The organism is Pseudomonas sp. SHLD1 (assembly GCF_028640935.1).
GTDB classification, from domain to species: Bacteria; Pseudomonadota; Gammaproteobacteria; order Pseudomonadales; family Pseudomonadaceae; genus Chryseomonas; species Chryseomonas aestiva.
This window is the reverse complement of record NZ_JAQZAD010000011.1, coordinates 165,880-183,145: the sequence shown is the minus strand read 5'-3', so window position 1 is coordinate 183,145 and position 17,266 is coordinate 165,880. Positions and strand designations below refer to the sequence as shown.

Annotated in this window: 18 protein-coding genes; 11 read left to right on the top strand and 7 right to left on the bottom strand. The window is 64.7% G+C overall.

Annotated features, from left to right (window positions below; translation table 11 throughout):
• The first annotated feature begins 162 nt into the window (after positions 1-162).
• From PVZ77_RS04160 to moaE, 4 genes are all read left to right on the top strand, one after another.
• On the top strand, positions 163-1,554 hold the full coding sequence (locus tag PVZ77_RS04160; protein ID WP_273809987.1) for a PhoH family protein: 1,392 nt from the start codon (positions 163-165) through the stop codon (positions 1,552-1,554).
• Positions 1,555-1,640: 86 nt separating this feature from the next.
• On the top strand, positions 1,641-2,120 hold the full coding sequence (gene moaC / locus PVZ77_RS04155) for a cyclic pyranopterin monophosphate synthase MoaC (RefSeq protein ID WP_273809986.1): 480 nt from the start codon (positions 1,641-1,643) through the stop codon (positions 2,118-2,120).
• The gene (locus PVZ77_RS04150; RefSeq protein WP_133862102.1) at positions 2,117-2,368 is read left to right on the top strand and encodes a MoaD/ThiS family protein; all 252 of its coding nucleotides are present in this window, start codon (positions 2,117-2,119) and stop codon (positions 2,366-2,368) included. The genes moaC and PVZ77_RS04150 overlap by 4 nt, the downstream gene beginning before the upstream one ends.
• Positions 2,369-2,370: 2 nt before the next feature.
• Complete coding sequence (moaE, locus tag PVZ77_RS04145) at positions 2,371-2,826, top strand: molybdopterin synthase catalytic subunit MoaE (RefSeq protein ID WP_273809985.1); 456 nt, start codon at positions 2,371-2,373, stop codon at positions 2,824-2,826.
• A 143-nt stretch (positions 2,827-2,969) separates the two neighbouring features.
• Here moaE and rhlB read toward each other — a convergent pair whose 3' ends face one another.
• The 3 genes from rhlB to PVZ77_RS04130 form a co-directional block, all read right to left on the bottom strand.
• Positions 2,970-4,475 carry an ATP-dependent RNA helicase RhlB gene (gene rhlB, locus PVZ77_RS04140; RefSeq protein ID WP_273809984.1) on the bottom strand — a complete coding sequence of 502 codons (1,506 nt, stop codon included), beginning with the start codon at positions 4,473-4,475 and terminating at the stop codon, positions 2,970-2,972.
• A gap of 95 nt (positions 4,476-4,570) precedes the next feature.
• Positions 4,571-5,521: a GGDEF domain-containing protein gene (locus PVZ77_RS04135; protein ID WP_133862099.1), complete on the bottom strand. Its 951-nt coding sequence runs from the start codon at positions 5,519-5,521 to the stop codon at positions 4,571-4,573.
• A 199-nt stretch (positions 5,522-5,720) separates the two neighbouring features.
• On the bottom strand, positions 5,721-6,365 hold the full coding sequence (locus PVZ77_RS04130) for an alpha/beta hydrolase (protein WP_273810343.1): 645 nt from the start codon (positions 6,363-6,365) through the stop codon (positions 5,721-5,723).
• 383 nt (positions 6,366-6,748) lie between these two features.
• Here PVZ77_RS04130 and PVZ77_RS04125 point away from each other — a divergent pair, with 383 nt between their 5' ends.
• From PVZ77_RS04125 to PVZ77_RS04095, 7 genes are all read left to right on the top strand, one after another.
• Positions 6,749-7,777, top strand: coding sequence for an amino acid ABC transporter substrate-binding protein (locus PVZ77_RS04125; protein ID WP_187981194.1), 1,029 nt, complete (start codon positions 6,749-6,751; stop codon positions 7,775-7,777).
• Positions 7,778-7,877: 100 nt separating this feature from the next.
• On the top strand, positions 7,878-9,065 hold the full coding sequence (locus tag PVZ77_RS04120; RefSeq protein WP_273809983.1) for an amino acid ABC transporter permease: 1,188 nt from the start codon (positions 7,878-7,880) through the stop codon (positions 9,063-9,065).
• A 9-nt stretch (positions 9,066-9,074) separates the two neighbouring features.
• Positions 9,075-10,175, top strand: coding sequence for an amino acid ABC transporter permease (locus tag PVZ77_RS04115; RefSeq protein WP_187981196.1), 1,101 nt, complete (start codon positions 9,075-9,077; stop codon positions 10,173-10,175).
• 10 nt (positions 10,176-10,185) lie between these two features.
• Positions 10,186-10,953 carry an amino acid ABC transporter ATP-binding protein gene (locus tag PVZ77_RS04110; protein ID WP_039976153.1) on the top strand — a complete coding sequence of 256 codons (768 nt, stop codon included), beginning with the start codon at positions 10,186-10,188 and terminating at the stop codon, positions 10,951-10,953.
• A 462-nt stretch (positions 10,954-11,415) separates the two neighbouring features.
• Complete coding sequence (gene pcsA, locus PVZ77_RS04105; protein ID WP_133862217.1) at positions 11,416-12,108, top strand: phosphatidylcholine synthase; 693 nt, start codon at positions 11,416-11,418, stop codon at positions 12,106-12,108.
• 2 nt (positions 12,109-12,110) lie between these two features.
• Positions 12,111-12,431 (top strand): GIY-YIG nuclease family protein, encoded by a 321-nt coding sequence (locus PVZ77_RS04100; RefSeq protein ID WP_273809981.1) that lies wholly within the window; start codon positions 12,111-12,113, stop codon positions 12,429-12,431.
• Entirely contained in the window at positions 12,419-13,357 is a 939-nt protein-coding gene (locus tag PVZ77_RS04095; RefSeq protein ID WP_273809980.1) for a glutathione S-transferase family protein, read from the top strand. The genes PVZ77_RS04100 and PVZ77_RS04095 overlap by 13 nt, the downstream gene beginning before the upstream one ends.
• Positions 13,358-13,416: 59 nt before the next feature.
• On the opposite strand, the gene PVZ77_RS04090 is transcribed toward PVZ77_RS04095, so the two are convergent.
• The 4 genes from PVZ77_RS04090 to PVZ77_RS04075 all read right to left on the bottom strand — a co-directional run bounded on the left by PVZ77_RS04090 (position 13,417) and on the right by PVZ77_RS04075 (position 17,172).
• Positions 13,417-14,037: a flavin reductase family protein gene (locus PVZ77_RS04090; protein WP_273809978.1), complete on the bottom strand. Its 621-nt coding sequence runs from the start codon at positions 14,035-14,037 to the stop codon at positions 13,417-13,419.
• A 10-nt stretch (positions 14,038-14,047) separates the two neighbouring features.
• Complete coding sequence (locus PVZ77_RS04085) at positions 14,048-14,539, bottom strand: metallophosphoesterase family protein (protein WP_273809977.1); 492 nt, start codon at positions 14,537-14,539, stop codon at positions 14,048-14,050.
• Between the two features lie 251 nt (positions 14,540-14,790).
• Positions 14,791-15,912 (bottom strand): hybrid-cluster NAD(P)-dependent oxidoreductase, encoded by a 1,122-nt coding sequence (locus PVZ77_RS04080; protein WP_273809976.1) that lies wholly within the window; start codon positions 15,910-15,912, stop codon positions 14,791-14,793.
• Positions 15,913-15,915: 3 nt separating this feature from the next.
• Positions 15,916-17,172 carry an aromatic ring-hydroxylating oxygenase subunit alpha gene (locus PVZ77_RS04075; protein WP_273809975.1) on the bottom strand — a complete coding sequence of 419 codons (1,257 nt, stop codon included), beginning with the start codon at positions 17,170-17,172 and terminating at the stop codon, positions 15,916-15,918.
• Positions 17,173-17,266 lie beyond the last annotated feature (94 nt).

The following is a 17,266-nucleotide window of genomic DNA, read 5'->3' as shown; positions in this document are numbered from 1 at the left end:
GCGTTATTACCGAAGTGTCCGTCGCATCTCCCGGGTCCCGTGCCCTCATGTTGGCCGGTCCGTGAACCCGTTGTTGGAGCGACGGCACCTTTCGCAGCGGAGCGTCGTCTGGCGCTCCGTCGACAGGCTTGCGAGTCAAGCGTTTCTACGAGGTGACCGAGTATGGATGATCACGGACGTTCCCGCCCCACCCAGCCCACCCTCTATGTGCTCGACACCAACGTACTGATCCACGACCCCAACGCGCTGCTCAACTTCGAGGAGCACCACGTTGCCATTCCCATGACGGTCCTGGAGGAACTCGACAAGCTCAAGACCGGCAAGCACAACGTTGCCGCGGAATGCCGGCAGGCGATCCGGCTGATCGACAGCGTGCTCGCCGAATCCTCACCCGAGGACGTCGAGCGGGGCGTGCCCATCCCCCGCGGCAAGGGCGAGGCCAAGGGGCGGTTGTCCATCCTCATGAGCCGCCGCGCCGGGCCCATGGCCTGTCTGCCCGACGACATCAACGACAATCGCATCATCAACCAACTCGTCGAATTGCGCACCCAGCATCCCCAGGAGCGGGTCGTGCTGGTGACCAAGGACATCAACATGCGCCTCAAGGCGCGTGGCTGCGGCATCGCCGCCGAGGACTACCAGACCGACCAGTTGCTCGACGACGTCTCCCTGCTGTCCCAGGGTTATCACAATCTGCCGGGGTCCTTCTGGGATAACGTGAGCAAGGTGGAAAGTCGGCAGGAGCTGGGTCGCGTCTGGCACCGGGTGCAGCTGTCGGCCGAGATGCCACCGTTCAACGTCAATGACTTCGTGCTCGACGAGCAGGGCTTCGTCGGCTGGGTCAAGGCGGTGCGCGACGGCGAGGTCATCCTGCTCGACATGCACCAGGAACCCCTGATGCACCAGGAGGCCTGGGGGCTGAAACCGCGGGACATCTACCAGGCGCTGGCGCTGTTCGCCCTGCTGGAGCCCGACATTCATCTGGTCAACCTGACCGGCGCGGCAGGCTCGGGCAAGACCATCCTGGCGCTGGCCGCGGCCATCGAACAGACCATGGTCACCAAGAGATACCGGCGGATCATCGCCACCCGCAGCGTTCAGGGCCTGGACGAGGACATCGGCTTCCTGCCCGGGACCGAGGCCGAGAAGATGGAGCCCTGGCTGGGTGCCATCACCGACAACCTCGAAGCCCTGCACATGGACGACCACAACCCCCACGGCAGCGTGGACTACATCCTGAGCAAGGTACCGTTGCAGTTCAAGTCGCTGAACTACATCCGCGGTCGCAGTTTCCAGCAGAGTCTGATCCTCATCGACGAATGCCAGAACCTCACCCCGCACCAGATGAAGACCATCATCACCCGTGCCGGCAGCGGCTCCAAGGTGATCTGTCTGGGTAACCTGGCGCAGATCGATACGCCCTATCTCTCGGCCACCAGCTCCGGCCTCACCTACCTGTCCGAGCGCTTTAAGGGCTTCAACCACGGCGTGCACATCACCCTGCAGGGCGTGCCCCGGTCCATCCTCGCCGAATACGCAGAGTCCCATCTGTAATGCCCTCGATCCCCGTCCGGTCACGGGCGGGGATCAAATCCCCAGCCGCAGGTCTACAATGGCAGGTCCTTTCCAGGAGTCATGCCGTGCTGACCCATCTCGATTCCCAAGGCCGTGCCAACATGGTCGATGTCACCGACAAGCAGGTGACCTTCCGTGAAGCCACCGCCGAAGCCCGGGTGCGCATGCGTCCGGAAACCCTCGACCTGATCCAGAGCGGCGGTCACCCCAAGGGCGACGTCTTCGCCGTGGCGCGTATCGCCGGCATCCAGGCAGCCAAGAAGACTGCCGACCTCATCCCGCTCTGCCATCCGCTTATGCTGACCGGCGTCAAGGTCCAGCTGGTCGCCGAAGCCCCCGATGGGGTGCGGATCACCGCCACCTGCAAGCTGTCCGGTCAGACCGGCGTGGAGATGGAGGCCCTGACCGCCGCCAGTGTCGCGGCCCTGACCCTTTACGACATGTGCAAGGCGGTCGATCGGGGCATGACCATCGAGGCGGTGCGGCTGCTGGAAAAGCATGGCGGCAAGAGTGGCCACTTCCGCGCCGAGGAGCAACCGGCATGATCCGCGTGCAATTCTTCGCCCGCTATCGCGAAGTGCTGGGCCTCGCCGAGGACAGCCTGGCCTGGGAGCCTGACCTGGCCACCGTGGGCGACCTGCGTGAACACCTGGTCCAGCGCGGCGGGATCTGGGCCGAGACCCTGGGCGAGCGCGGTCTGATGTGCGCCCGCAACGAGGAGCTCTGCGGGCTGGCCGAGCCGTTGCGCGAGGGTGACGAGGTCGCCTTCTTTCCGACCGTGACTGGGGGTTGAGCATGACTATCCGTGTGCAGGCCGAGGCCTTCGATCCCGGCCAGGAACTCAATGCCCTGCATGCCGCCAACACCGGCATCGGTGCCGTGGTGGGCTTCGTGGGTTACGTGCGGGATTTCAATGACGGCCGGGACGTCGGCGGGTTGTTTCTCGAGCACTTTCCCGGCATGACCGAAAAGGCCCTGGCGCGCATCGTCGAAGAGGCGAACCAGCGCTGGCCGCTGCTCAGGGTCGATATCCTGCATCGCATCGGCCGACTGGAGCCAGGCGAGCCCATCGTCTTCGTCGGCACCGCCAGCGCCCATCGCCAGGCTGCCTTCGACGCCTGCAATTTCGTGATGGACTACCTCAAGACCCGCGCCCCCTTCTGGAAGAAGGAAGATACGGCCGAAGGCCCGCGCTGGGTGGAAGGTCGCGCTAGCGATCAGGATGCTGCCGGCCGCTGGTCGAAGGGGTGACAAGTAGGGTGGAAAACCGCGTCAGCGTTTTCCACCTGGCACGCAACGTTGCAGGTGGATAGGGCCGCGCCGCTATCCACCCTACAGAGGTGCCGGCTGTTCTTGGGAGGCCGGCGGACAACCCTGCGGCAGTGGAGCTGGCCTCAACGCTGCCGCGGCACCGGCTTGAGCAACTCGGCTGGAGGCATTTCGCAGGAGATCTTGCGGCCCAGCAGGGTTTCGATGGGCGGCAGGGCGAAGGCGTCGTCCTCGCCAGCGAAGCTGATGGAGGTGCCGGTGGCGCCGGCGCGACCGGTACGGCCGATGCGGTGCACGTAGTCGTCCGGGTCTTCCGGCAGGGTGAAGTTGATCACGTGGCTGATGCCGTCGACGTGGATGCCGCGGCCGGCCACGTCGGTGGCTACCAGCACGCGGATCTTGCCGGCACGGAAGCCTTCCAGGGTCTTGATGCGCTTGTGCTGGGGCACGTCGCCGGACATCTGGGCGGCGCTGATGCCGTCCTTGGTCAGGCGCTCCTCGATGCGGCGCACCTCGTCACGCCGGTTGGCGAACACCATCACCCGCTCCCAGTTGTTCTGGGCGACCAGGTTGTAGAGCAGGCGGTACTTGTCGCTGGAGGACACCGCATAGACGTGCTGCTCGACGGTGTCGCTGGCCACGTTTTCCGGCTCGATCTCGACGATGGCCGGATCGGTGGTCCACTGCCGCGCCAGATTCATCACGTCGTCGGTGAAGGTGGCGGAGAACAGCAGGGTCTGGCGTTCGCTCTTGGGCGGGGTCTGGCGAATGATCTGGCGAACCTGGGGGATGAAGCCCATGTCCAGCATGCGGTCGGCCTCGTCCAGCACCATGACCTCGACCATGTCCAGGTGCACCTCGCCGCGCTGGTTGAAGTCCAGCAGACGGCCCGGGGTGGCAACCAGGATGTCGCAGTAGCGCGCTTCGAGCTGCTTGAGCTGCTTGTCGAAGTCCATGCCGCCGACAAAGCTCATGACGTTGAGCCCGGTGTACTTGGCCAGGTCCAGGGCGTCGTTGGCGATCTGCACCACCAGTTCGCGGGTCGGCGCGATGATCAGCGCCCGCGGCTCGCCCATGTATCTTTCCTTGGGCGGCGGAGTGGTCAGCAGCTGGGTGATCGTCGAGATCAGGAAGGCGGCGGTCTTGCCGGTGCCGGTCTGGGCACGGCCGATGGCGTCCTTGCCCTTGAGGGTGAAGCCCAGTACTTCCGCCTGGATCGGCGTGCAGTAGGGAAAGCCAAGGTCATGGATGCCGTGCATCAGCCGCGGATCCAGCTTGAAGTCATGGAAGCGCGTCTTGCCTTCCTGCGGTTCGACCGCGAAGTCTTCCAGTTTCCAGGTGTCGACCGGCTTGGGCTTGCGCGGGCTGCGCTCGCGGCGCGGCTTGGCGGATTTTTCCGCCTGGGCGCGAGGTTCCTGTTTTTCGACCTGGGCACGAGGCTCCTGGCTACGGGATTCGCCTGGGGTGCGCGGTTTGCGTGGCACACGCTCGACCTGAGGCTCGGGCGCGATGGGTGCAGGAGAGGCGGGGGCTGCAGGAGCGACGCTGGGGGTAGCTTGGGGCGCAGGGGAGGGAGTCGGCTGAGCGACCTCCTGATCCTTGCCCAGAAATTTTTTGAGTGCCTTGAGCACGGAGGGTCTCGATCATCGAAAGCGGAATGAGACCGCAGTGTAAAGCAACCTACGTGCCCGGCAACAACTACCTGCCGAACGCAGGCGCAATCCGGTCAGCCACTGATCCGATTGCGCCCGGCATCCTTGGCCTGGTAGAGCGATTTGTCCGCACGTCCGACCAGTTCATCCAGGGAGTCGGCCTTGCGCATCTGCGCCAGGCCGATGGAGACGGTAACCCCCGGCAACCTGCCGCAGGGCGAATAGAAATCCTTGATCTCCGCCAGACTCTGGCGCAGGCGCTCGGCGATGGCGATCGCTTCGTCGCGATCGATTTCCGGCAGTAGGATGACGAACTCTTCACCGCCATAGCGCGCCATGCTGTCCTTGGGCCGCAGCTGGTCACGCAGGGTGTTGGCGACCAGGCACAGGGCGTAGTCACCCGCCAGGTGGCCATGGGTATCGTTGTAGCGCTTGAAGTGATCGACATCCAGCATCAGCAGGCTCAGCGGCTGCCGGTTGAAGGCGCAACGGGTGCTTTCGCGCTCGAACAGCTGCTCGAGACGCCGACGGTTGAAGAGGCCGGTCAGGGTGTCGACGTTGGCGTTGCGTTCGGTGTCGACGATGAGCTGATTGCCGCGGCGCATCCGCTCGCAGAGGATGCCGAGCAGGTTGTGCATGGCCTTGGAAGAGCGTTCGATCAGCTCCAGCACCAGATCGCGATGCAGGCAGAGCACCAGGGTATCGGCTTCGGCGATGACGTGGGCGCTGGGCCGCTCGCTGTCCATGAAGCTGATTTCGCCCGAGCACTCACCCGGACCGAGCAGATAGATGGGCGGATTTTCCGGCGAGCCCAGGTGGACCCGCAGGCGACCTTCCAGAACGAGGTACATGTACTGGTTGATCACGGCGGGCGAGAGCAGGCACTCACCAGCGACCAGGCTGCGGGTGGCCGAGCGGGCGATCAGGGCTTCCAGCAGATGGGTCTCCACGCCCTTGAACAGGCGCAGGTCCTTCAGGGAAGCGACCGGGACTTCGGCCAGCCAGGCCGACAAGGGGGCGGCCATCAAAGGATCACCCCGGGGGCTGAAAGGAAAACTCGGGCCATAGCTGCTCCATGCACATCACGACCTTCAGGCACCCCTACTGGACCGGATGGGTACCCCAAAGTTCGTTCGCTTTGCCCTTTCCGGGCCTCCATTCGCCCCCAGATTCCGCAAATTGTCGACCGGTTTCCAAAAACGAAGCGGTCCGGTGATTCGCGCTTTATTTTCCGCCGAGACGTGCCAGCAGCCAGTCCTGGATATCCTGGATTTCCGCCGGAATCACCTCGTGGCGCATGGGATAACTGTGCCAGAGCGCTTCCACGCCCGCGGCCACCAGCGCCTCGTAGGCTGCGCGCCCGAGGGCTAGGGGAACCACATCGTCCTGGTCGCCATGCAGGCACAGCGCCGGGGTCGCCCCACCGCGATTGACCTGGGCGTCTTCGAAGCTGGGCGCGTAGGTCGACAGCGCCATGACACCACCCAGGGTGGGGCAGGAGGTGTTGTAGGCGGTATGCAGCACCACGGCACCACCCTGGGAGAAACCGGCCAGCACGATGCGTTCGGCGGGAATGCCCTGGGCCTGCTGGCTCTCGATCAGGGCCCGTACCGTGGCGGCCGATGTTTCCAGCTGGGCGCGGTCGATGGCCCGGGCCGGATTCATGGCCAGGATGTCGTACCAGGAGGGCATGGCCCAGCCGCCATTGATGGTGACCGCCTGGGTCGGCGCCTGGGGCAGCACGAAACGGGTCGAGATCAGGCTGCGCTGCAACAATTCGGCAACGGGTTCGAAGTCATGCTGGGTTGCCCCCAGGCCATGCAACCAAATGACGCAGCTATCGGCGGTTCCGCTGGGCGATTCCAGCACAAGAGGCGAATTTTCCAAGGCTTTGCTCCAGTTTGGTGCCACTAAAAATGGGTGTGGTAACAGATGGTGCACAAAATGCGTGTCGCATTTTCGTAATTTAGTTGTCCGGCTTTTTGCTCGAAGTCTCGCGATTGCCGGGTTTGAGCCAAGTGAGCATCTGTCGCATTCACTGGTCCGCAAATTGCCTCATCTAGGCTGCGGCCAGGTAGTGCACTAACAGGTAACACTGACTCACTGCTTCGTCATGCCTTCCAGTGCGTCTCCTTCTTCCCTTGATGGAGGACGCCCAGGGATCGGGTGGGCGGGTTCCACGGCAATCAGGCGAGAGACATCGTGCTGCCGTGCGACTGGAACGTAATTCATAAACAAAGTGGAGCTTATCGATGAAGATGGTGAAGTCTACCCTGGCAATTCTGACCACCGCCGCTGCTCTTGGCCTGTCCGGCATGGCTCACGCAGGCGCTACCCTGGATGCGGTGAAGAACAAAGGTTTCGTGCAATGCGGCGTCAGCGATGGCCTGCCGGGCTTCTCCTACACCGATTCCAAGGGTGACTACAAGGGCATCGACGTCGACGTCTGCCGCGCCGTGGCCGCTGCGGTCTTCGGTGACTCCACCAAGGTTCGTTTCACTCCCCTGACCGCCAAGGAGCGCTTCACTGCGCTGCAATCCGGCGAGATCGACGTGCTGTCGCGCAACACCACCTGGACCAGCTCCCGCGATGGCGGCATGGGTCTGATCTTCGCCGGTGTCACCTACTATGACGGCCAGGGCTTCCTGGTGAACAAGAAGCTGGGTGTGAAGAGCGCCAAGGAACTGGACGGCGCAACCGTGTGCATCCAGGCCGGTACCACCACCGAACTCAACCTGGCCGACTACTTCCGTTCCAACGGCATGAAGTTTACCCCCATCACCTACAGCACCTCGGACGAGAGCGCCAAGTCGCTGGAAGCGGGTCGTTGTGACGTCCTGACCTCCGACCAGTCGCAGCTGTACGCCCAGCGCAACAAGCTGTCCAAGCCCGACGACTATGTCGTGCTGCCCGAAGTGATCTCCAAGGAGCCCCTGGCGCCGGCCGTCCGTCGTGGTGACGAGGACTGGCTGACCGTGGTCAAGTGGTCGCTGTTCGCCCTGGTCAACGCCGAAGAGCTGGGTCTGACCTCCGCCAACGTCGAGGCCCAGGCCAAGGACTCCAAGAACCCTGATGTTCGTCGTCTGCTGGGTGCCGATGGCGAATTCGGCAAGGATCTGAAGCTGCCGAAAGACTGGGCGGTGCAAATCGTCAAGCAGGTCGGCAACTACGGCGAAGTCTTCGAGCGCAACGTCGGCATGGGCAGCGATCTGAAGATCAAGCGTGGCCTCAACGCCCTGTGGAATGCAGGCGGTCTGCAGTACGCCCCGCCGGTCCGTTGATCTCGGCGCCTTAGTCGCCGACCACCTTCCGGATGTGCAGATTCTCGCCCTGCAGCGCTCCCCGCGCTGTGGGGCGAGAATTTAATGAGGCTTCTAGTAGATGCAAAACGTTAGCAAACCGTCCTCGCCGGTCCGTGGGTCTCTGCTCACCGATCCGCAGGCACGCTCCTGGCTGTTCCAGATCGTGGCCGTGGTCGCCGTCGTGGCCTTCGGCTGGTTCCTGTTCAGCAACACCCAGGCCAATCTCGCCAACCGGGGTATCACCTCCGGCTTCGGCTTCCTGAACAATACCGCCGGCTTCGGCATTCCCCAGCACCTGATTCCCTACAGCGAAGGCGACACCTACGGGCGGGTCTTCCTGGTCGGACTGCTCAACACCCTGCTGGTGTCGGTCATCGGTATCTTCCTGGCGACCATCATTGGTTTCACCGTGGGTGTGGCCCGGCTGTCGAGCAACTGGCTGCTTCGCAAGGTCGCCACGGTCTACATCGAGACCTTCCGCAACATTCCACCGCTGCTGCTGATCTTCTTCTTCTATTTCGCCGTGCTCGCGCCCCTGCCGGGTCCGCGCCAGAGTCTGAGCCTGGGCGAAGCCTTCTTCGTCAACAACCGCGGTCTGTACATGCCCGCGCCGATCGCCGATGCCGGGTTCCTGCCCGGCTTGATCGCGCTGCTGATCGCCATCGTCGCCAGCGTGGTGGTGGTGCGCTGGGCGCGCAAACGGCGGCATGCCACGGGCCAGCGCTTCCCGGTGCTGTGGACCGTGCTGGCGCTGGTGATCGGGATCCCGTTGCTGGCGGCCCTGATCTTCGGCCGGCCGTTGCACTGGGAAGTGCCGGAACTGCAGGGCTTCAACCTTCGCGGCGGCTGGGTGATCATCCCCGAGCTGGTCTCCCTGGCGCTGGCCCTGTCGGTCTACACCGCGGCCTTCATCGGCGAGACGGTGCGCGGCGGCATCCAGGCGGTCAGCCATGGTCAGACCGAGGCGGCCAGTTCGCTGGGGCTGCGTCCGGGTCTGACCCTGCGGCTGGTGATCATTCCCCAGGCCTTGCGGGTGATCATTCCGCCGCTGACCAACCAGTATCTGAACCTGATGAAGAACTCGTCGCTGGGTGCTGCCGTCGGCTATCCGGAGATGGTGGCGCTGTTCGCCGGCACCGTTCTGAACCAGACCGGTCAGGCCATCGAGACCATGGCCATCACCATGAGCGTCTACCTGGCCATCAGCATCAGCATCAGTATTCTGATGAACTGGTACAACAAGCGCATCGCGCTGATCGAGCGTTAAGGAGCGCGTATGAGTAACCAGACCCATACTTTCAAACCGGACCTGCCGCCGCCGCCTTCCAGCGTCGGTGTCCTGGCCTGGATTCGGGGCAACCTGTTTTCCAGCATCGGCAATACCCTCCTGACCCTGTTCGGTCTCTACCTCGTCTGGCTGATCGTGCCACCGGTGGTGAACTGGGCCTTCATCAATGCCACCTGGAGCGGCAGCACCCGTGCCGATTGCGTGCCAGGCGGTGCCTGCTGGGTGTTCATCAAGGAGCGCTTCGGGCAGTTCATGTACGGCTTCTACCCTGGCGATCAGCGCTGGCGCGTGGATCTGACCGTGGTGATCGCCGTGATCGGGGCGATTCCGCTGTTTCTCGACAGCTTCAAGCACAAGGCCCGCTACGGTCTGGCCCTGCTGGTGATCTATCCGCTGGTGGCCTTCTGGCTGCTGTATGGCGGTCTCGGTCTGCGCGTGGTGCCCTCCAGCGAGTGGGGCGGCCTGATGCTGACCGTGGTGATCGCCGCGGTAGGCATCGTCGGCGCCTTGCCGCTGGGCATCCTGCTGGCCCTGGGGCGCCGTTCCAAGCTGCCGGCGATCAAGGTCATCTGCGTGACCATGATCGAGTTCTGGCGGGGGATCCCGCTGATCACGGTGCTGTTCCTGTCGTCGGTGATGCTGCCGCTGTTCCTGCCCGATGGCATGAACCTCGACAAGCTGTTGCGCGCCATCGTCATGGTGATCATCTTCGAGGCGGCCTATATCGCCGAGGTGGTGCGGGGTGGCATGCAGGCCATTCCCAAGGGGCAGTACGAAGCCGCCGCGGCCATGGGCCTGGGCTACTGGCGGACCACTGGCCTGGTGATCCTGCCGCAGGCGCTCAAGCTGGTGATCCCGGGCATCGTCAACACCTTCATCGCGCTGTTCAAGGATTCGAGTCTGGTGGTCATCATCGGCCTGTTCGACCTGCTCAACAGCATCAAGCGCGCCACCTCCGACCCGGCCTGGCCTGGTCTGTCCACCGAAGGCTATGTGTTCGCCGCCCTGGTCTTCTGGATTTTCTGTTTCGCCATGTCCAGCTACTCCGCCCGTCTGGAGCGCAAGCTGAACACCGGCCACAAGCGTTAGGAGTCAACAGATGAATGTAAGCAACAAGCAGCCGGTCGACAGCAGCAAGGTCATGATCCAGCTCAAGGACGTGAACAAGTGGTACGGCCAGTTCCACGTGCTCAAGGACATCAACCTGACCGTCACCCAGGGCGAGCGCATCGTGCTGTGCGGACCGTCCGGCTCGGGCAAGTCCACCACCATCCGCTGCATCAATCGCCTGGAAGAGCACCAGAAGGGCCAGATCATCGTCGACGGTACCGAGCTGACCAACGATCTCAAGCAGATCGAGACCATTCGCAGCGAAGTCGGCATGGTGTTCCAGCACTTCAACCTCTTCCCGCACCTGACCGTGCTGCAGAACTGCACCCTGGCGCCCATGTGGGTGCGCAAGCTGCCGAAGAAGCAGGCCGAAGAAATCGCCATGCACTACCTGCAGCGGGTGCGCATTCCCGAGCAGGCCAACAAGTTTCCGGGCCAGCTGTCCGGTGGCCAGCAGCAGCGCGTGGCCATCGCCCGGGCGCTGTGCATGCAGCCGCGCATCATGCTGTTCGATGAGCCGACCTCGGCGCTCGATCCGGAAATGGTCAAGGAGGTGCTGGACACCATGATCGGCCTGGCCCAGGACGGCATGACCATGCTCTGCGTGACCCACGAGATGGGCTTCGCCCGCACTGTGGCCAACCGGGTGATCTTCATGGACAAGGGCGAGATCGTCGAACAGGCCGCGCCGGACCAGTTCTTCGACAACCCGCAGAACGAGCGCACGCGGCTGTTCCTCGGGCAGATCCTGCACTGAGAACCTGTCCAAAGCCTGCTGCGCGTCGGCCAAACGGCATTGAAAAGACCCTGGGTCGCCAGCCCGCCCTGGGCGGCCCCGTCGGAATGCTCATTTACCAGGCGTAAACCCGGGCGCGGGTCCGACCCGCTTCCTCAGGTCTTTTCGTGGGCCGCCTAGGCCTTGTTTGGCTCCAGCTCGCGAGACTTTGAACAGGTTCGATATGTCTGGGCGGACTCGCTCCGCCCCGGTCGTCCTGCGAACCCAGTCACGGGCGTTCGGCGGGAAGGCGGGCAAAGGACGGCAAGGCGCGGTATCCTCGATGTTTGGCGCCCGGTTTCCGGGGTCGGCGGTCAAGGCCCGCCTTGCCGTTCACCGGCTTCATTGTCGATTTCGTAGCGTATTGCCAGAACAGGCGGTGCGCTGGGCAGTCGAAGCCGTCATCATAGAGAGACGCCCGTGAACTCCATTTCCCATCCGCTCATGCTGACAAAAGCCAAGGCCTGGGGCGCCCATGCGGTGACCTCCAGTGGTGTGATCCTCGCGCTTCTGGCGCTGCTCGCTCTGGTCGACGGTCAACCCAAGGGTTGCCTGATGTGGCTCGGCATCGCCCTGCTCGTCGACGGGCTCGACGGCACCCTGGCGCGCAAATTCGAAGTCAAGCGGGTACTGCCCCATTTCGACGGCTCGGCGCTGGACCTGGTGGTCGACTACCTGACCTATGTGTTCATTCCGGCCATCTTCATCTATCGCTTCGTGCCCCTGCCGCCGCACTTCGAGCTGGTGGCGGTGGGCATCATCCTATTGTCGTCGCTGTTCTGTTTCTGCAATGTGAACATGAAGAGCGCCGATAACTATTTCGTCGGCTTTCCCGCGGCCTGGAACGTGGTGGCGCTGTATTTCTACGTGCTGGACCTGGCGCCCTGGTTCAGCATGGCGGTGGTGCTGGTGCTGGCCGCCCTGACCCTGACCCGGGTCAAGTTCCTGCATCCCTTCCGCGTGCGTCAGCTGATGGCGCTGAATATCGCCGTGACGTCCATCTGGCTGCTCAGCAGCGCCATGATGGTGTTCGTGCATCCCGACAAGCCGCTGTGGCTGATGGTGCTCTGGTTCGCCAGCGGCATCTACTTCGTCGGCGTGTGCGTCTGGCGTACCGCCCGGGAGTGGTTCGCCTGACGGTGAGCGACGACCCCCTGCCACCCGCGCGCACCTGGTATGTCTACCTGGTGCGCGCCGAGAATCAGGCGCTCTATTGCGGCATCAGCGATGATCCCGCGCGCCGGTTCGCCCAGCACCGCAGTGGCCGCGGTGCCCGCTTCTTCGCTTCCAGCCCGGCCCAGGCGCTGGTCTACGTGGAAGCCTGCGGCGACAAGTCGGCCGCGCTGCGCCGCGAGATCCAGATCAAGAAGCTACCCAAACGAGCCAAGGAAGCCCTGGTGCTGGCCCGGTCCGGCACCTTGCCCATGGCTAATTCAGGAGTGCTGTCATGTCCGAGCTGATTCTGCATCACTATTGGCAATCGCCCTTCGCCGAGAAGGCGCGCCTGCTGCTGGGCTTCAAGGGGCTGGCCTGGCGTTCGGTGATCATTCCGCGGATGCTGCCCAAGCCCGAGCTGGTGGCGCTCACCGGCGGCTATCGCAAGACCCCGGTGCTGCAGGTGGGGGCCGATGTCTATTGCGACACGGCGCTGATCGCCCGGCGGCTGGAGGCGGAGAAGGCGGTACCGGCGCTGTTTCCGGAAGGTCAGGAAGCGGTCGTGGCCGCCTTTGCCGGCTGGGCGGATTCGGTACTGTTCCAGCATGCGGTGGCGCTGATGTTCCAGCCGGAGATCATGGGGCCGCGCCTGGCCAGTCTGCCGCCGGAGCAGGCCCAGGCCTTCATGGATGACCGCAAGGCGCTGTTCAGTGGTGGCAGCCTGAGTCGTCTGACACCCGAGCAGGCCCGGCAACAGCTGCAGACCCTGCTGACCCGGCTGGAGACCCAGCTCAAGCGCAGCGCCGGCGAATTCCTGTTTGGCGCGCCTTCGGTGGCCGACATCGCCCTGGCGCACAACTTCTGGTTTCTCAAGAGCACGCCGCAACTGGCGCCGCTGATCGACGAGCGTCCCGAGATCGCCGCCTGGTTCGCCCGGGTGCTGGGGTTCGGTCATGGTACCCATGAGGAACTCGGCGCCGCCGAGGCGCTGGAGATCGCCAGGGCCGCGGAGCCGCTGGCCTTGCCGCGCGACCAGGCCGTTGCCGTGGAAGGCTTCGCCTGGGGTGACCGGGTGAGCGTGGCGGCGACCGACTATGGGGTGGATCCGGTGGTGGGCGAACTGGTGCATGCCGACAGCGAGGCCCTGGTGATCCGTCGCCACGACGCGCAGCTGGGGGCGCTCCAGGTGCATTTCCCGCGACTGAATTTTCGCGTCAGCGCAGCAGGCTAGGAAATCTGCAATGCAAAACGGCGCCCTGGGGCGCCGTTTTGCATTGCAGGGCCGACCACTCAGTCGGGGCGACGCATGCGGAACAGCGCGGCCTCGGTGATCTCGAAATAGTCGGCCGGGCCACCGCCGCGCACGATGGGGCGAGCGGCCGCGGTCTGGAAGATGCCATCCTTGAGCAGGCGCTTGTCGATATGGGCGGCTACCACCTCGCCCAGCACCAGCCACTGATCCAGTTCATCTCCGGCAGCGGTCTTGAGGCGGACGATCTGGCTCAGCTTGCACTCGAAGGCCACCTGGGCCCGGGCGACTCGCGGCACCTTGACGATCGTCGAGGGGGCAGGCTCCAGGCCAGCCAGGGCGAATTCGTCCACCTCGGGTCCGACCATGGCACTGCTGGCGTTCATCTCCTCGGCCAGTTCACGGGTAGCCAGATTCCAGACGAACTCGCCGGTGCGCTCGATATTGGCCACGCTGTCCTTGTAGCCCTGGCTGGAAAAGCCGATCAGCGGCGGCTTGTAGTTGAAGGCATTGAAGAAGCTGTAGGGCGCCAGGTTCAGCACACCGCTCTCGCTGTGGGAGGAGATCCAGCCGATGGGACGGGGCGCGATGATGGCGTTGAAGGGGTCATGGGGCAGGCCGTGGCCCTGGCTGGGTTCGTAGAAGTGGTAATCGATGCTCATCGGGATTCCTTCAGGGGGTGAGTTCCAGGATCTCGGCCTGGATCTGGCCGGCATCGAGGGTCAGGCGGCCGACGCTGATCGGCAGCCGAAAGCGCCGTGGGCCGGCGCTGCCGGGGTTTATGTAGAGTACGCCATCGCGCTCTTCGATCAGCGGCTTGTGCGAGTGGCCGCTGACCACTACCCGCACCGTGGCGCCGGCGGCCGCCAGATCCAGCTCGGGCAGGATGTGCAGCATGTGGATGTCGACGCCGGCCAGGGTCAGGCTGACGCGCTCGGGGATGTCGTCGGCCCAGGGCAGGTCGTCGTTGTTGCCCCGGACCACCGCCAGCGGCGCTATCGCGCGCAGGGCGTCGAGGATTTCGGGCTTGCCGATGTCACCGGCGTGCAGGATGAAGTCGCTGTCGGCCAGGGCTTCCAGCGCCTGGGGCCGGAGCAGGCCATGGGTATCGGCGATCAGGCCGACGCGATAGGGGCGAGGCGCGGTGGCTAGGGGGGCATTCATGGGGCTCGGTGTCTCTCAAGGCCTTCAGCGGGATCGCCATCGATCACGGGGCTGACGCTTCAGTTGAGAGGTGTCCGGACACCCAGGAGTTCTACGCGGAAGCGAAACGCTGGGCGGTGGTCCGCGCGAATCGAGGCGTGGCTCTCCTCACCCATGCCCGCGGGCCGCTGCGCACGGCCGAGCAAAAGGCCGGCGGCAGAGGCGCCTCGTCGAGGAGCGTCCGGTAGGGCGCCTTCACGGGACCGAAGCCGCTAGAGGTCGAGCACCAGATTGGACGTGGGCCTGCTGCAGCACAGCAGTCGCAGCCCGCGCTCGATCTCGCGCTGGCGAATGCCACCGGCATGCTGCATCTCCACCTGGCCTTCGAGCAGAGCCGTCTTGCAGGTACCGCAGAGGCCTTGTCCGCAGGAGGAGGGCACGATGGCGCCCGCGCGCCTGGCGGCGCTGAGCACAGTCTGGTCGCCCGCCATGCTGAATACCTTGCCCGAGCGCGCCAGGGTGACGGTGAACAGGGCCTCGCCGACCGCGGTCGGCGAGGCTTCGGCAGGGGCCGCCGGACGGCCGATCGAGAAGCTCTCCTGGTGCGAGTGGGCAAGATCGAAGCCGCCTTCCTGCAGGGTGCGCTGGACGGCGTCCATGTAGCCCTGGGGGCCACAGATGAAGACCTCCCGTTCGCGGAAGTCCGGCACCAGTCGTTCCAGCAGGGGCAGATCCAGGCGGCCGAGCGGGCCTTGCCAGTCCCCTTCGGCGCCGGGTGCCTCGCAGATGGCGAAGACCTTGAGGCCAGGTTGTGTGGCCTGCAGTTGCGCCAGTTCGTCGCGGAAGATGATGTCCCGGGGGGTACGGGCACTGTGGACGAAGGCGATGTCCGGATCGCCACCCAGGTCGAAGGCCGCGCGCGTCATGGCCATCAGCGGCGTGACCCCCGAGCCGGCGGACAGATAGAGCAACCTGCGTACCGGATGTCCGACCGGGGTAAAGATGCCTGCCGGTCCGAAAGCCTGCAGCCGGCTGCCGACCTCCAGCTGATCGTGCAGCCAGTTCGACACCGGCCCGCCGGGTACGCGCTTGACGGTGATGGCAAGGCTGAAGGGGCGGGTCGGCGTGGAGGAGAGGGTGTAGCAGCGCGACAGCCGCTGGCCGTCGATGGTCAGCGACAGGGTGATGAACTGACCAGGCTCGAAGGCGAGGGCCACGAAGTCGGGACAGCGAAAGGCGAAGGTCTTGACGTCGGCGGTCTCGAGCCGAATGGCGCAGCATTCGAGGGTCTTCTGCTCGGCACTGCTCCAGGCCGCGCCGAACGCCGACCAGGTCCGGGCGTCGTTGAGGCGGCTGCCTTGGGCGGGTAAGGGGATGAGCGCAGTCATGGTCATTTCTCACACCCCGTGGGCCGCGAGGCGGGCGGCGTACCAGCGGGTGAATTGCTCGACGTAGGTCTCGGTGAAGGGCGAGAAGGGGCCGGGCACGTAGGCAGGATCCTGGGTACCGCGCTGGGTGAGGGCGACGAGCCCGGCGTCCTGCAGATTGGTCGCCTGCCAGACCTCGATCAGGGTCTGGAGGTCGTAGTCGACGCCTTCCACGGCCTCGGCATGGACCAGCCACTTGGTCCTCACCAGGGTCCGGTCCGGCCCGAGCGGGATGAGGTAGGAGACCACGGCGTGATCGCTCATCACGTGGGTCCAGGAGTTATGGGTCCAGAAATGCACGTCGCCCAGGTCGCGGCGCTGCAGGTCGCCCAGCAGGCGGGTGCAGGCCACCCGGGTGGTCAGGGTCTGGGATTCGCCGTGGTTGGCGATGACCAGGCGCTGCGAGCGGAACTGGGTGACGCTGTCTTCTTCCAGATGCTCCACGGCGGCGCAGAGATGGCCCTGATCTTCCCAGTCCTGCCGGGCCGCGGCATTCTTCGCCTGATACTCCGCCAGGGCCTGGAGCGATTCCGGACTCATGCCGTCGGTGCAGACGCCGAAGTCTTCCGGCAGGAAGGAGGCGTTCAATTCCGGATGGCCCGCGGCACAGTGATAGCACTCGCGATTGTTCTCGATCACCAGCTTCCAGTTGCCGTTCTCGATGATCTCGCTCTCGTGGGCGATCTTGCTGAGCTGCAGGGCGTAGGGCGCGAAGCGGGACGCCATCTCGGCCGCGAGCGTATCGATGTCCTGGGGCGAGTCTTCGCTCAGGCAGACCAGGATATGGGCACCTACCACCCGTACCGCTACCGGCAGGAGGCTGCGACAGCTGGCGTCGAAGGCCCGGCCCATGTGCGCCGCGTGTTTCAGTTGGCCGTCGAGGTCGTAGGTCCACTGGTGATAGGGGCAGACCAGCATGCCCACGGTGGACTTGCCCGCCTCCCTGAGCCGCGCGCCGCGATGCCGGCAGACGTTGCGAAAGGCCCGGATGTTCTCGTCGTCATCGCGCACCAGGATGATGGAGGCCTTGCCGATGTCGAGGGTGGAGACATCGCCCGGCTCGGGGATGTCCGCGGTCACGCCGACCACGATCCAGTGCCGGTTGTAGAAGATCTCGAGGTCCGTGGCGAAGACGTCTTGCCGGCCATACAGCTCGCCGGGCAGACCATGACCCGGCTGGCGCTGGGCGAGCAGGTCGCGATGGCTCTTGGCAGGGGCGTTGTCCATGGGTGCACCTCGGGGAGACATTGGCCGGGGGTAGGTGGCCGCAGTATCGAAGCGCCCCTGGAAGGGGTCAACGCGCTTTATTGTTACGCTGGCA